A 14898-nucleotide genomic window follows, 5' to 3' on the forward strand; every position below is an offset into this window, starting at 1 on the left:
GGCCATGGCGGGGGCTGAAGTGCGGGAGCGGCGTCGCGTCGCGATCGTCGACGGCGCCGCCCGCTACGAACTCTCCCTGCCTGCGGCCGTGACCGTCGGCGACGCGGCCGCGAGCGTCGGCATCCGCCTCGGCGATGCGCGCCACGTGCTGGTGGATGCCCGCGGACGCGAGGTGGAGGCATCCGCCCTCGTCGACACCGTGCCGGACGGAAGCGTGCTCGCCCTCGTCGACCTCGCCGAGACGCCGATCGCCCGGCCGGTGCCTCGCACCATGAGCGCGGCGCGGCCGGTCTCGTTCGCCGGATGGATGCTGGCGGCCGTCGGCGTGCTTGCGGTCGTCGGCGCGGTGTCGACCGTGCAGACCTGGCCGGCCGCCACGGCGGAGCTCGCCTTCTTCATCGCCTTCGCGGTCGCGGCCGTCGTCACCGGTGCCCTCGGGCTGGCGTCGCGCACGCGGCGCGCCGAGCTCGGCGCGGCATCCGTCATCCTGATCGGAGCCGCCGTCGTCTGGGGAGGCGCGTTGCTGCTCGGGATGCCGCCCAGCGCCGCCGCCGCGATCACACTCGGAGCCGTTCCGGTCGTGCTGCGGGCGCTTCCGGCGCTGCTGCTGGACGTTCCCGACGGCATGTTCATCGACTACGCCCGATTCCAGACAACCCGCTGGGGGGTGCGCCAGGCGGAACCGCCCGAGGTCGGCACGATCAGTGCCACCCGCGCCCACGAGATCGCGGATGCCTCGGCCGGACGGCTGCTCGCGGGCACCGTGCTGCTGAGCGCCCTCGCGGCGATCGCCGCCCCGATCGCGCTTCCGGGCGTCGCATCGAACGATCCGTTCGTGACGGCCGGCCGGATCGCGCTCGCGTGCGGCAGCATCCTGGCCCTCGCGCTCGGCGCGCGCCGGGCATCCACCGGCTGGTTGCGCTGGTCGCCGCGGGCGGCTGCCGCGGTGGTGCTCGCCGTGTCGGTGTTCGCCGTGGTGGCTTCGCTCGGCGGCGTATTGCTGCTCGCAGGAGCCGCGGTGCTGCTCGTCGCGGGGGTCTGCGTCGCCGTGGCGGTCGTTCCGGTCGGCCGCGGGACGACGTCGCTGGCCTGGTCGCGGTTCGCCGACGTCGTCGAGTGGCTGGCGGTGGTGCTCGTGCTGCCCGCCGGCCTGCTGGCCGCCGATGTGCTCGGAATGCTGCGTGGGATGATGGCAGGATGAGCCCGACACCGAACTCCGGCGCCGGATTCGTGCTCTGCGTGCGCTGCGGCCAGCGCCTCGCCGCCGGCACCGTGCGCTGCCTGTACTGCGGAGCCCCGCAGGATGCCCCCGTCGTGGCGCACGCGGGTGCGGCCGTTCCAGGGTTCGCCGGCTCGGGTGCGCCGATGCCCGCAGATCCGCACGCACTCGGCGGTCCCGGCAGGCCGCCGCTGCCGGGCCCCGGGAACGGGATGCCGCTCGCGACGGAACCCGCGGCATCCGTCTTCGGCGACGCCTTCGCCGGGAAGCCCGCCACGACCGGGCGGCGCCTGCTCGCCCTCACGATCGACATCGTGGCCGTGCTCATCGTGGTCGGCATCGTCGGAGTGGCGACGGGCTCGTTCGTGCTCGCGGCCGTCGTCCTGGCGGAACTGTGGATCGGGCTCTGGGTCGCCCAGGCGCGCACCGGCCTCGGTCTCGGCACGGCCCTGCTGCGCATCCGCGTGGCCCGGGCGGATGCCCCGTACTCGCCGGGCCTGGGCCGCGCATTCGTGCGTACGGTGATCACCACCGCCGGCGCCCTCGTGTTCTTCGTCGGTGCCTGGATCGTCGAGGCATCCTCAGCGTGGGATGCCTCGCCCAAGCGCCGGGCGTGGTCCGACCGTGCGGCCGGGACCGTGGTGGTCGCCGTCCCCGCGCGCGGGGCCGCGCGGCCGGTATCGGTTGCGATCGCCCCGCCGGTCGTGCAGCGGGCGCCGTCACGTGTCGCCGAGCTGGCCTCCGGCCGGTGGACGCCCCCGCCTCCCGTCCAGCCCGCGGTGCCGGAGCCGGTCGTGCGGCAGCCCGCGGTGCACCCGGCACCGGTGCGGCAGCCCACGGTAGAGCCGCCCGTGCAGAAGCCCCTAGTATCCGCCTCGTCGCCGGCATCCACCCCCGCCCCTGTGCGCGTCTCTGCCCCGCCCCCTTCGCCCGCCCCGCCGGCACCGGCCGCCCCCATGACCCGCGGGCAGCTGCGCCGGGAGACGCGGCCGCCGATCGCATCCGTCCCAAACGTCCCCTCCGATCCGGTCCCGACCGAGCCGGCTGACGACGGCGCCCTGCTGCTCATCCTCGACACGGGGGAGCGCGCCCAGGTGCCGGCCGGGGTATCCGTCGTGCTCGGCCGCAAGCCGGCGTCCGACACCGATCTCGTCGTCACGGTCGCCGACTCGACGGTCTCGAAGAATCACGCCCGGCTGGAGCACCGGGCCACCGGCGTCTGGGTCACCGACCTCGGCTCGACGAACGGCACGGATCTGCTCGACGAGTCCGGCCGCGCCATCGCCATCCCCGCCCGGGTCGCGACGCGGGTCGAAGAAGGGATGCGGGTGCGCATCGGAGACCGCGTGTTCACCGTCAGCCGGCTGATCGGGTCCGGCGCATGAGTCCCACGCCGCCGACCGGCCCCCGGCTCGCCCCGCCGCGCCTTCCCGCCGGCAAGGTCACCGTGCAGCCGCCTCCGGAGCTGGTGCCCAGCGACGGCTCGGGCGGCATCCTGACCTCCCTCCTGCCCCTCATCGGCAGCATCGGGGCGATCGTGATGATCACCGTCACCAACGCCGGCCCCACCGGCTGGATCACGGGCGGGATGTTCCTCCTCTCGTCGCTCGGCTTCGTCGCCGTCAACGGCTGGCGGCAGCGGTCCCAGCGCACGGCGCAGGTGCTCGGCAACCGGCGCGAGTACCTTGCCTACCTCGGTGAGCTGCGCGAGACGGTGCGCACCGCCGCGCGCCAGCAGCGCCGGCACGGCAACTGGATCAACCCGGCCCCGTCCACGCTCCCGTTCCTCGCGGAGGACCGCACCCGGGTCTGGGAGCGGGGCTCCGACGACCCCGACTTCCTGCGGGTGCGGGTGGGCACGAGCGACCAGGCGCTGTGCATCGCGCTCGAGGCCCCCGAGCTGCCGCCGCTCGCCCAGCTCGACCCGGTTGCGGCATCCGCCGCGCATCGGTTCATGCTCACTCACGAGACCCAGCCCGATCTTCCCGCGTCGGTCGTGCTGTCCGACCACGGGCGCATCGAGGTCACCGGGGCGGACGAGGATGCCGTGCGCTCCCTCGCCCGGGCGATCGTCGTCGGCGCGGCCACTCTGCAGCGCCCCGACGACCTGCAGATCGTCGTGCTCGCCGGTGCCGCGCAGCTGCCGCAGTGGGAATGGGCGAAGTGGCTGCCGCACGTGCAGTCGACCGTCGCCTCCGACCGGCTCGGTCCGGCGCGGATGATCGGATCGTCGCTCGCCGACCTCGAGGACATGCTGCCCGCCGACCTGCGGGAGCGCCCGCGGTTCGGGCGCGGCGCCCCGCGGCAGTCGCCCCACGTGCTCATCGTCGTCGACGGGGTGCGGCTGCCGTTCGGCGACCCGATCGTCGGCGGCGAGGGGATGCAGGGCGTCACTGTGCTCGAGCTCCCCGAGCGCTGGGGCGAACTCGACGGGCCCTCGACGCTGCGCATCGCGCTCGGCGACCGTGCCGCGGCATCCGGACTCGTGGCCTCCGCTCCCGCGACGGCCGAGCTCGTGCAGCTCGGCCGGGCGAGCGAGACGATCACCCCCGACGCCGTCTCGATCGTCGAGGCCGAGGCGACCGCCCGGCGCCTCCTCCCGCTGCACACCGGCAGCGTCGGAGACCGCGGGGATGCCGCCTCCGGGCAGCGAGAACTCGTCGACCTCCTCGGTCTTCCCGACGTGCGCGACATCGATTTCGACCGGGCGTGGAGCGGACGCCTCGAACGGGACCGGCTCCGGGTGCCGATCGGGCAGGACACCACCGGCGCCCCGCTCGTGCTCGATCTCAAGGAGGCCGCGCAGCTGGGCTCGGGTCCGCACGGCGTGCTCATCGGTGCGACGGGCTCGGGCAAGTCCGAGGTGCTGCGCACGCTCGTCCTCGCCCTGGCGCTGACCCACTCGCCCGAGCAGCTCAACTTCGTGCTCGTCGACTTCAAGGGCGGCGCGACGTTCGCCGGGATGGCGGGGATGCCGCACGTGTCGGCCGTCATCACCAATCTCGGCAGCGAACTCGCCCTCGTCGACCGCTTCCAGGATGCCCTGCAGGGCGAGATCGTGCGGCGGCAGGAGCTGCTGCGCGCCGCGGGGAACTTCGCGAACGTGTCCGACTACGAGAAGGCGCGCAGGAACGGCCGCCCCGACCTCGAACCGCTCCCGGCGCTGCTGATCGTCGCGGACGAGTTCTCCGAGCTGCTCGCCGCCAAGCCCGAGTTTGTGGAGAGCTTCGTGAACATCGGCCGCGTGGGCCGGTCCCTCCAGGTGCATCTGCTGCTGGCATCCCAGCGGCTGGAAGAGGGCAAGCTGCGCGGGCTCGACACCTATCTGTCGTATCGGATCGGACTCCGCACCTTCTCGGCCGCGGAGTCCCGCACCGTGCTCGGCGTGCCCGACGCGTACACGCTGCCGCAGGAGCCCGGCGTCGGGTTCCTCAAGGCCGACACCGAGAACCTGGTGCAGTTCCGCGCGGCGTACGTGTCCGGTCCGCCGAGGGCACGGGCGACGGCCTCGGCCGCCGGCGCGGAGGCGGAGGATGCCGCGGACGTCGCCCTGTTCACGGCGGCCGCCCAGCGGTCTCCCGAGACCATCGCACCGGCACGCGCCGCCGCACCGGCGCCGGAGCCGAAGGACCGACGCTCGACGTTCGAGATCGCCGTCGAGCGGATGGCGGGTCGCGGGCCCGCCGCCCACCCGGTGTGGCTGCCGCCGCTGCGGGATGCCGCCTCCCTGGATCAGCTCATGCCCGACCTCGTCGTCGACCCGCGGCTGGGTCTCACCTCGCCCGGCTGGCGAGCGGCGGGCGCCCTCACCGTGCCGATCGGCATCGTGGACGTGCCGCTGGAGCAGCGGCGCGAGCACCTGACCGTCTCGCTGGGCGGCGCCGCCGGGCACGTCGCGATCGTCGGCGGCCCGCTCAGCGGCAAGTCGACGCTCGCCCGCACCCTGGTTGCGGCGCTGGCGCTGGTGGGAACGCCGCTGGAACAGCAGTTCTTCGTGCTCGACTTCGGCGGCGGAACCTTCGCCGGCCTGCAGCGGCATCCGCACGTCGCCGGCGTCGCGATGCGCACCGACGACGAGGCCGTGCGCCGCACCGTCGCGCAGGTCGAGGCGGTCATCGACGCCCGCGAGCAGTACTTCCGCCGGCACGGCATCGACTCGATCGACACGTACCGCGCCCGTCGGGCGCAGAGCGCGGCGGACGACGGCTACGGCGACGTGTTCCTGGTCGTCGACGGGTGGGCGACGCTGCGCACCGAATACGAAGCGCTGGAGAACCGCATCCAGGCGATCGCCGCGCGCGGGCTCAGCTTCGGCGTCCACGTGATCATCACCGCGAACCGGTGGCTGGAGATCCGCGCCAACCTCAAGGACCTCATCCAGACGCGGCTCGAGCTCCGGCTCGGCGACCCGTCCGACTCCGAGATCGATCGCAAGCAGGCCGCGAACGTCCCGATCGGCGCGCCCGGGCGCGGGCTCAGTGCGCGGCGGCTGCAGATGCTCACGGCGCTTCCGCGCATCGACGGATCGGGCGATCCCGCGACCCTGGCCGACGCGGTGGACGACCTGACCGCGCGCGTCGCCGCCGCCTGGCCGGGTCCCGCCGGACCCGAGCTGCGCCTGCTGCCCGGGCTCATCACCCTCGACGAGGTGCGTGCGCTCGCCCCCGAGTCGCCGCGCCTGCTGCTCGGCATCGAGGAGGCGCACCTCGGCGCGTTCGGCGTCGACCTGCGCCAGGAGCCGCACCTCTACCTGTACGGCGACGCGGGCACCGGCAAGTCGTCGTTCCTGCGCGGCGTCGTGCGCGAGATCACGCGGCTCTACCCGCCGGATGCCGCCAAGATCTTCGTCGTCGACTACCGCCGGGCGCTGCTCGGCGACATCGCGCAGGACTACCTGGGGGCGTACCTGAGCGGGCACGAGCAGGCGACCGGCGGCCTCACGGAGCTCGCCGCCTTCTTCGGCGGCCGCATCCCCGGGCCCGACGTCACGCCCGCGCAGCTCCGGCAGCGCAGCTGGTGGAAGGGGGCGGAAGGATTCGTGCTCGTCGACGACTACGACCTCGTCGCCACCAGCCAGGGCAATCCGGTGGCGGTGCTGCAGCCGCTGCTCGCGCAGGCATCCGACCTCGGGCTCCACGTCATCCTCACCCGGCGCGCCGGGGGCGCCAGCCGGGCAGCGTACGACCCGATCATCCAGCGCTTCACCGACCTGGGGGTCACCGGCATCCTGCTCGGCGGCAACCCCGAGGAGGGCGCGCTGATCGGCCGGGTCAAGCCGGTGCCGTCCGCTCCCGGCCGGGCGCAGATCGTCAGCCGCGAGAGCGGGCTCGTCGCCGCGCAGCTCGCGTTCAGTCCGCCCAGCGAGGGCTGAGCGCGCCGCCCCGTTACGCGGAGGCCCCGGCGCCGTGCGTCGCGCTCTGAGCGGCGTCGGAGAGGTGCCGCTCGCCGTGGTCGAGGACCTTCACCACGATGCCGCGGCCGCGCAGGGCCGACAGCGTGCGGGTCTCTTCGTCGCGATCCCGGCCCAGGGCGTGCACGGATGCCACCACCACGACGTCGCCGCGGGCCAGGGTGCCGAACAGGCGCACGAGGCGCTGCTCCCAGGTCTCGAGCGTCTCCGGGGCCGGATGCCGGAACCCCTCGATCGGAACGCCGAAGGCGGCGAGGTCGTCGCGCTGCATCTTGATGGGCGGCATGTCGTCGCGGGCCACGACGATGCCCACCAGCCGCGCGCCCGCCGGTCGCGCCAGCCACCAGTGACGGTCGCGCTGCAGCTCGACGAAGCACTCGGGGCATTCGGCGGCAGCGTGGGCCACGGCATCCTGGTCGGTCATCCGACCATTCTCGCAGTCTTCGGCCCCTCCCGTATCACCGGATCCGTCTCGATTTCCTGCGATGTCGCCGAAAGACGGAACCGCGCGGGCTACTCCTCGCCCATCCGCACCTGCAGGCTCAGCTGTTCGGCGTCGAGCTCGTTCAGGGCGCGGCGGAGTTCGGCGCTGGAGTACTGGCCGCCGGCGGCGAGCTTGGTGAGCTCCTTGCGCTGCGCGGCGATCACCGCGAGCCGCAGCTCGCCGATGGTGTGCATCATCGACCCGTCGTCGTCCTCGGCCCGTACCTGCACGCGCTTCTGCATGCGGGAGAGGATGTCGGACGGAAACGGGTTGCCGGCGCGGTCCACGAGACCGGGATCGCCGAGGGCCGCCTGCCCGGCATCCCACAGCTGGGAGACGAGCCGCAGGTGCTCCTCGTCGTCGTCCTCGGCGTCGCCGGCATCCATCCGGAGCCTGCGGACGAGCCAGGGCAGGGTGAACCCCTGCAGCATGAGGCTCACCACCGCCACCAGGAAAGCGATGAAGACGAGCGGGGCCCGGTGCTGGTGGGTCTGATCGTCGGTGAGGGTCTGCGCAGCGGCGAGGGTGACGGCACCGCGCATGCCCGCCCACACGATGATCGTGCCGTGCTTCCACCCGAGCCGGGTCGACTGGTAGTAGTCGATGTCGTTGAGGGCGCGCGTCACGCGCGACTGCCAGTTGCGCGCCCGGCGCTGCTGATGCTCCGGGTTCTTCGGTGCACCGTTGCGGGCAGGCAGCTCGAGTTCGCCCGCGGCGACCCGGTCGATCCGGTGACTGAGCCGTTCGAAGGCGGCGCGGTTCATCCGATCCGCGCGCCTGCCCTGCCGCCACACCAGCCAGGACACGTACCCGGTGCGCGTCGCGAGGATGATGACCAGGGCCACCATCGCCACCCAGATCGGCGTCCACAGGTCTTCGTTCGCTTTGAGGTTCGCGGAGACGATGTCCTTCAGCTCGAGGCCCATCAGCAGGAAGATGGCCCCCTCGAGCACGAGCTCGACGGTGCGCCAGGTCAGCCGGTCGCTGAGGCGCTGCTCGGGGGTGAACAAGACCGGTGCGCCCTGCCCGGCGACGATGCCGGCCACGACGGCGGCCACCAGGCCGGACCCCTCCAGCGCCTCCGTGGGCAGGTACGCCAGGAACGGGACGGTGAACCCGATCGCGGTGCTCGCCGCCGAATTGCGCACCACTCCGCGCAGCATCACGAGGAGGCGACCGACGACTGCGCCGATGACGACGGCGATGAGGATGCCCCAGGCGAACGCGCCGAGCGCGCCCCAGGGCGAGAAGCTGCCGGCGATCGCCACGATCGCGGTGCGCAGCAGCACGAGGGCGGTGGCGTCGTTGAGCAGGCTCTCGCCCTCGAGCATCGTGATGACGCGGGGTGCGATGCCCAGGCGCTTCGCGATCGAGGTGGCCACGGCATCCGTCGGCGACACGATGGCGCCGAGCGCGATTCCGAGGGGCAGACCCACCGACGGGATCGCCAGCCAGAAGAAGACCCCCAGCAGCAGCGAGCTGATCAGCACGAGAAGCACCGACAGTCCGCCGATCGCGCGGAGGTCGCGGCGGAACTCGATCGCCGGCAGGTTCACCGCCGACGAGTAGAGCAGCGGGGGCAGGACGCCGGCGAGGATCCACTCCGGCTTGATCTCCGGCACCTGCACGAACGGCATCAGCCCGACGATCGCGCCGAGAGCGACGAGCAGCAGCGGCCCGGCCACGCCGAGTCGCTGCGACCACGCGGTCACGACCGCGATCGCGATGACGGCGATCAGGACGATGAACAGGACGGGCATGGCGTCAGATGAGGCCGAGGCTGTGCACCGCTTCGCGCTCGGCGACGAGCTCCGCGACCGACACGTCGATGCGGTAGCGGGCCCGGGCATCCAGCGCGAGCCCCTCCACGATGCGATAGCCGGACCCGTCGGAGGTGACCGGGAAGGACGACACGAGGCCCTCGGGCACGCCGTACTCGCCGTGCGAGACGACGCCGGCCGACACCCAGCCGGCCGCCGGGTCGCGGCCGAGCACCCAGTCCCGCGTGTGGTCGATGGCGGCGGAGGCCGCGGATGCCACCGAGGACGACCCGCGCACCTCGATGATCTCGGCTCCGCGCTTGGCGACCCGTGGCACGAACTCGTCGTCGAGCCAGGCCAGAGCTGTGTCGTAGCCGGCCATGCGCTCGGTGAGCATCGGCATGACCGGGCGCCCCGAGACGGTGGCGTGCGCGACGTCCGCGAACTGCGATGCGGAGTGATTGCCCCAGATGATCGGATTGCGCACCGCGCCCGCTCCGACGTCGAAGGTCGCGGCGAGCTGGCCGATCGCCCGGTTGTGGTCGAGACGGCTCATCGAGGTGAAGCGGTCGTCGGGTAGGTCGGGGGCGGATGCCCGGGCGATGAGCGCGTTGGTGTTGGCCGGGTTGCCGACGACGACCACCCGCACGTCGGATGCCGCGTGCTCCTGGATCGCCGCGCCCTGCGGGCCGAAGATCCCGGCGTTGGCGGCGAGCAGGTCGGACCGCTCCATGCCGGCCGTGCGCGGCCGGGCGCCGACGAGCAGGGCGATGTTCGCGCCGGCGAAGGCCTGCGCCGGGTCCGCGGTGACCTCGACGCCGGCGAGCGTCGGGAAGGCGGCATCCTGAAGTTCGAGCGCCGCGCCCTCGGCGGACCGCACCCCCTGCGGGATCTCGAGCAGCCGCAGCTTCACCGGGCGATCGGGTCCGAGCATGTCGCCGGCCGCGATGCGGAACAGCAGGGCGTACCCGATCTGCCCTCCCGCCCCGGTGATGGTCACAGTCGTCGCAGCATCCATGCCCTGAGCCTACTCAGCGGGGTGGTGCCGGCCGAGGGTGCCGCCTCCACCGACAACATCGGTCGCGTCGGCGTGCACTTCTTGTCGGTGGAGCGTTCGAGGCCCCTGCTCCACCGACAAGAACGGCGCGGAGAAGGCGCAAATCTTGTCGGTTGAAAAAAGTTCGGGAAACCGCGTGACACTTCGCGGGGGATGCCGTCTCTTCTGTGAGCGGATGAAGACGGGCGCGATCCCCAGTCGCAAATCGTCTGAGTGTCGGTCGCCCCGAACGTATCGGCCTCGGGGGGCATCCGCCGTCATTTCGGGGGAAATGACGTGAGAGTCCGGTGCGGAGGAATTTGAGGGCCTCCGCGCCGGACCTCGCATCGAGCGCCGAACTCATCGTGCGGCCGGTCGGTCCGTGCCGGTCGGTCGTCAGCCGATCAGGCCGGAGAGCAGCGCATTCAGCGTGGTGGTGGTCGTCGCCGACGCCCCGTCGGAGGTCGTCGCGGTGACCGTGACCTCGTCGTCGCGCAGCAGCTCGGCGAGGGTCGGCTGCAGCACCACGTGCACGGCGCCGTTCGGCCCGACGGCGTCCTGCTGCGCGATGCGTCCGCCGACGGAGGTCTGCACGGTCGTTGCCGGATCGGCGGTCACCCAGAACGAGATGCGGGTGCCGTGGCCGGTGAGGGAGACGTGGACGGAGCTCAGCACCGGCGCGGCGACCGGTCCCGGGGTCGGAGTCGGCGTCGGGGTCGGAGTCGGCGTCGGCGTGGGGGTCGGGGTCGGGCCGCCCGTCGGCTGCGGGCTCGGGGTCGGTGTCGGACTCGGAGCCGGGCTTCCCGTCGGCTGCGGGCTTCCCGTCGGCGCTGCGGTCGGAACGGACGGGGCGGTGGGTTGCGGCGTCGCGGCGGATCCGGATGCCGGCGCCGTCGGTGCGGGCGACGGTGCCGCACCCGCCCCGGGCGGGGTCGATCCCGGCGGCGTCGGCAGCGGGGCGGAGCCGTGAGGTGTGGTCCCTGCCGCCGGCGATGCCCCGGCGCCGGGTGCCGCGGCCGAGTTCAGCGGAGCGTCCAGGGCGGGCGGCGCAGCGCCCCCGGCGGCGGCGGAGGCGGCCGGCGGGGTCTGCTGCACCAGTCGCAGCGCGACGACCGTGCCGACGGCGGCCGTCGCGACCGCGAGCGTCACGACCGATGCGACGAGCACGGTGGCCCCCGCCGGCGCGCCCGACGCCGCCGCCGATGCGGAGCCCGACGAACCCGAGCCGCCCGACACGACGGATGCCGGCATCCCGGCAGCCCCGGCCGCACCCATCGCGACGGCGCCCCCGGCACCGGTCTGCAGATGGGCAAGATATGCGCCCGCGCCGGTGACGCCGAGCACGAGCGGCAGCAGCACGAACGCCAGACGCCGATTCACCTCGTCGGCCTCGGCCGCGACCATCGTGCACGCGACGCAGCCGTTCAGGTGCCCCTCGATCTTCGCCGTGTCGCGCGCCGAGGAGTTGCCGCGCGCATAGGCGCCGAGACGTTCGACAGTCCAGCGGCACTCGGGCTTGTCGGACAGCGACCGCAGATGCGCCTGCACCCACGCTTCGCGCAGACCGTCGCGCGCGCGGAACGCCAGCTGGGTCGCGGCCCGGGTCGACATCCCGAGCAGCGGGGCGACCTCGGCCGGCTTCATGCCCTCGACCTCGGTGTACCAGAGCACCTCCTGCCAGCGGCTCGGAAGAGACCGGAAGGCCTGCGCGCTCGTCGAGCGATCCAGGGCCGCGTCGGCCTCGGCATCCTCAGTGGCGGGATCGGGCCGGGTGTCGAGCTCGTCGTCGGCGTCTTCGCGGTGGGCGCGGTGCCAGCTCGCGGCGACGTTGCGCACCGACGTGAGCAGGTAGGCGCGGAACGATGTGGTCGGGCCCTTGCCGCGCCGGATCGCGGAGTAGACCGCGGCGAACGCCTCCTGGGCCAGATCGTCGGCGTCGAGGGCGGGGTAGGCACGTGCGGCGGCGAGGGCGGCGGCGTTGTGGCGGCGCCAGAGCTCGGCGTACGCGGCATCCCGCCCCTTGCGCGTGGCCTCGATCAGGGATGCGTCGGAGAGGTCCGCGTCGTTGCGCATGTGTCCCCTTTCATCGTGGAGTGCGCGTGCCCTCCACTGATGAGACGGGCGCCGGACTCCATTCTCACGCGAAAACGCTCGGGGAATGCTGGAACCGTGCACGCGGGCCTCCCGGGCCCTCCGCCGCCTGCACGGTACGGTGGAGAAGACCGACCAGGGGGGAAGGCGGTATTTTCGATGCCCACGTTCGACGAGATCCTGTATCCCGAAATCGAACCGTTCGATGAGGGGATGCTGCTCGTCGGCGACGGCAACCGTCTGTACTACGAGCAGTCGGGCAACCCGGACGGCAAGCCGGTGGTGTTCCTGCACGGCGGTCCCGGGGGAGGGGTGGCGCCCTGGCACCGCCGGTTCTTCGACCCGGAGAAGTACCGCATCGTGCTCTTCGATCAGCGCGGATGCGGGCGTTCGCTTCCGCACGTCGCCGATCCTGGGGCCGAGCTGCGGTTCAACACGACGTGGCACCTGGTCGCCGACCTCGAGCTGCTGCGACGCAACCTCGGCATCCCGCGCTGGCAGGTGTTCGGCGGGTCGTGGGGGTCCGCGCTCGCGCTGGCGTACGCCGAGACGCATCCGGACTCCGTGTCGGAGATCGTGCTGCGTGGCGTGTTCACGCTGCGCCGCCACGAGCTGGAATGGTTCTACGAGGGCGGTGCGTCGGTGCTGTTCCCCGACGAGTGGGAGCGGTTCGTCGCGCCCATCCCGGTGCTGGAGCGCTCGCGCATGATCGAGGCGTACCACCGGCGGCTCAGCGACCCCGACCCGGCGGTGCACGTGCCGGCGGCGGTCGCCTGGTCGCAGTGGGAGGCGGCGACGGTGTCGCTGCATCAGGACGCGCAGCGCATCGCGGATGCCGGCGAGCCGCGCCATGCGACCGCGTTCGCGCGCATCGAGAACCACTACTTCATGCACGGCGGCTGGCTGCGCCCGGAGCAGCTGATCGAAGACGTCGGCGCGCTGCGTGAGCGCGGCATCCCGGGCGTCATCGTGCAGGGGCGGTACGACGTGTGCACGCCGATCATGACGGCGTGGGATCTGCACCGGGCCTGGCCGGAGGCCGAGCTGGTGATCGTGCCGGATGCCGGACACGCGGCATCCGAACCCGGCATCGCCCGCGCGCTGCGCGCGGCAACCGACCGCTTCGCCCGCTGACGCGCCCGTTCGGGTGTCATCTTCTGCGCGATGAACCCGCGGAAGTCGGCACCTGAACAGCCGGTTGCGGGCTGAATCCACTCTGGCGCGCGGCGCGCTTCGCCGACAGTATGGGCTCATGGCAGACGAAGAGCTGATCCCTGTTTTCGACCGTCTGGTCGGGTCCGACTCCATCGAGCGCAATCGGCTGGGCGAGAAGTCGCTCCTTCCCGAGACCGCGTACCAGGTGGTGCACGACGAGTCGCTGCTCGACGGCAATGCGCGACTCAACCTCGCGACGTTCGTGACGACGTGGATGGATGACCACGCCAACCGGCTCTACGCCGAGTCGTACGACAAGAACATGATCGACAAGGACGAGTACCCCTCGACGGCGTCGGTCGAGGAGCACTGCTGGCGCATCCTCGCCGACCTGTGGCACGCGCCCAGCGTCGAGAACGCGATCGGCTGCTCCACGACCGGGTCGAGCGAGGCGTGCATGCTCGGCGGGCTCGCGTTCAAGCGCCGCTGGCAGCACGCGCGCCGGGCGGCCGGCAAGTCGACCGAGAAGCCCAACCTCATCATGTCCAGCGCGGTGCAGGTGTGCTGGGAGAAGTTCTGCAACTACTTCGACGTCGAGGCGCGCTACGTGCCGGTCTCCGAGGAGCACCCGGTGCTCGACGGCCACGACCTCGAGAAGTACGTCGACGAGAACACGATCGGCGTCGTCGTCATCATGGGCCAGACCTACATCGGCGCGTACGAGCCCGTGCAGAAGGTCGCGGACGCGCTGGATGCCATCCAGGCCTCCACCGGGCTCGACATCCCGATCCACGTCGACGGGGCATCGGGCGCGATGATCGCGCCGTTCCTGCAGCCCGAGCTGGAGTGGGACTTCCGCGTGCCGCGTGTGCACTCGATCTCGACGTCGGCGCACAAGTACGGAGCCGTGTACCCGGGTCTCGGCTGGGTCGTCTGGCGCGACCTCGACGCGCTTCCCGACGACCTGATCTTCCGGGTGAGCTACCTGGGCGGTTCGATGCCGACCTTCGCGCTCAACTTCTCGCGCCCGGGCGCCCAGGTGCTGCTGCAGTACTACGCGTTCCTCCGCCTCGGCCACGAGGGGTTCCGCGCCATGCAGGGCGGTTCGCGCGCCGTCGCCGAGCACCTCTCGTCGAAGATCGCCGAGATGGGACCCTTCAAGCTGCGGTCGACCGGCAGCGACATCCCCGTGTTCGCGTGGGAGCTGGACTCGTCGGTGGAGCGCAACTGGAACCTTTACCACCTCAGCGACCGGCTGCGCATGCGCGGCTGGCTGGTTCCGACCTACCCGATGCCGCCGGACCTCGAAGAGATCCTCGTGCAGCGGGTCGTGGTCCGAGCGGATTTCAGCCGGGACATGGCCGACAAGCTGCTGAACGACATCGCCGCCGAGGTCGACTACCTCGAGAAGCTGGAGTCGCCGATGCCGGTCGAGGGACAGACCCCGCACTTCGCCCACTGAGCGCGGCGGCGGCGTGAGCCGGTCGAAGGGCCCCGAAGGCGGAGGTTCTTCGACCGGCTCAGCCGCCAATGCTGCGCCCGGTCTGAGGGGGCTGGTCCGGGCGGGCTGAGCGTCGGCCCGGGCGGGCTGAGCTTGTCGAAGCCGCATGTCGCCCGGCCCTTGGGCGTCGGCCCGGGCGGGCTGAGCTTGTCGAAGCCCAATGGCGCCTGGTTCTTGGGTGTCGGCCCGGGCGGGCTGAGCTTGTCGAAGCCCAATGGCGCCTGGTTCTTGGGTGTCGGCCC

At 72.5% G+C, this 14898-nt stretch carries 9 protein-coding genes; 5 read left to right on the plus strand and 4 right to left on the minus strand.

Going from position 1 to position 14898, the window contains the following annotated elements:
• The first annotated feature begins 4 nt into the window (after positions 1 to 4).
• From LK09_RS13175 to LK09_RS13185, 3 genes are read left to right on the plus strand one after another with little or no spacing between them, the layout of a single operon-like run.
• Positions 5 to 1201, plus strand: a complete 1197-nt coding sequence (locus LK09_RS13175; RefSeq protein WP_039400139.1) for a hypothetical protein — start codon at positions 5 to 7, stop codon at positions 1199 to 1201.
• Positions 1198 to 2604 (plus strand): FHA domain-containing protein, encoded by a 1407-nt coding sequence (locus LK09_RS13180; RefSeq protein ID WP_039400142.1) that lies wholly within the window; start codon positions 1198 to 1200, stop codon positions 2602 to 2604. The genes LK09_RS13175 and LK09_RS13180 overlap by 4 nt, the downstream gene beginning before the upstream one ends.
• Entirely contained in the window at positions 2601 to 6590 is a 3990-nt protein-coding gene (locus tag LK09_RS13185; RefSeq protein WP_039400145.1) for a type VII secretion protein EccC, read from the plus strand. The genes LK09_RS13180 and LK09_RS13185 overlap by 4 nt, the downstream gene beginning before the upstream one ends.
• Before the next feature lie 13 nt (positions 6591 to 6603).
• Here the strand turns inward: LK09_RS13185 and LK09_RS13190 are convergent, their stop codons facing one another.
• The 4 genes from LK09_RS13190 to LK09_RS13205 form a co-directional block, all read right to left on the minus strand.
• The gene (locus tag LK09_RS13190) at positions 6604 to 7053 is read right to left on the minus strand and encodes a recombinase family protein (RefSeq protein WP_052226748.1); all 450 of its coding nucleotides are present in this window, start codon (positions 7051 to 7053) and stop codon (positions 6604 to 6606) included.
• A gap of 89 nt (positions 7054 to 7142) precedes the next feature.
• Positions 7143 to 8873, minus strand: a complete 1731-nt coding sequence (locus LK09_RS13195) for a cation:proton antiporter (RefSeq protein WP_039400147.1) — start codon at positions 8871 to 8873, stop codon at positions 7143 to 7145.
• 4 nt (positions 8874 to 8877) lie between these two features.
• Positions 8878 to 9891, minus strand: a complete 1014-nt coding sequence (locus LK09_RS13200) for a malate dehydrogenase (protein WP_039400150.1) — start codon at positions 9889 to 9891, stop codon at positions 8878 to 8880.
• Between the two features lie 414 nt (positions 9892 to 10305).
• Positions 10306 to 11982 (minus strand): sigma-70 family RNA polymerase sigma factor, encoded by a 1677-nt coding sequence (locus LK09_RS13205; protein ID WP_052226749.1) that lies wholly within the window; start codon positions 11980 to 11982, stop codon positions 10306 to 10308.
• Between the two features lie 177 nt (positions 11983 to 12159).
• On the opposite strand from LK09_RS13205, the gene pip reads away from it, so the two are divergent.
• Both pip and LK09_RS13215 read left to right on the plus strand, forming a co-directional pair.
• Positions 12160 to 13134: a prolyl aminopeptidase gene (gene pip / locus LK09_RS13210; protein WP_039400151.1), complete on the plus strand. Its 975-nt coding sequence runs from the start codon at positions 12160 to 12162 to the stop codon at positions 13132 to 13134.
• Between the two features lie 118 nt (positions 13135 to 13252).
• On the plus strand, positions 13253 to 14617 hold the full coding sequence (locus LK09_RS13215; RefSeq protein ID WP_039400153.1) for a glutamate decarboxylase: 1365 nt from the start codon (positions 13253 to 13255) through the stop codon (positions 14615 to 14617).
• Positions 14618 to 14898 lie beyond the last annotated feature (281 nt).

Origin of the sequence: Microbacterium mangrovi, from assembly GCF_000802305.1 — a bacterium.
Classification (GTDB): Bacteria; Actinomycetota; Actinomycetes; order Actinomycetales; family Microbacteriaceae; genus Microbacterium; species Microbacterium mangrovi.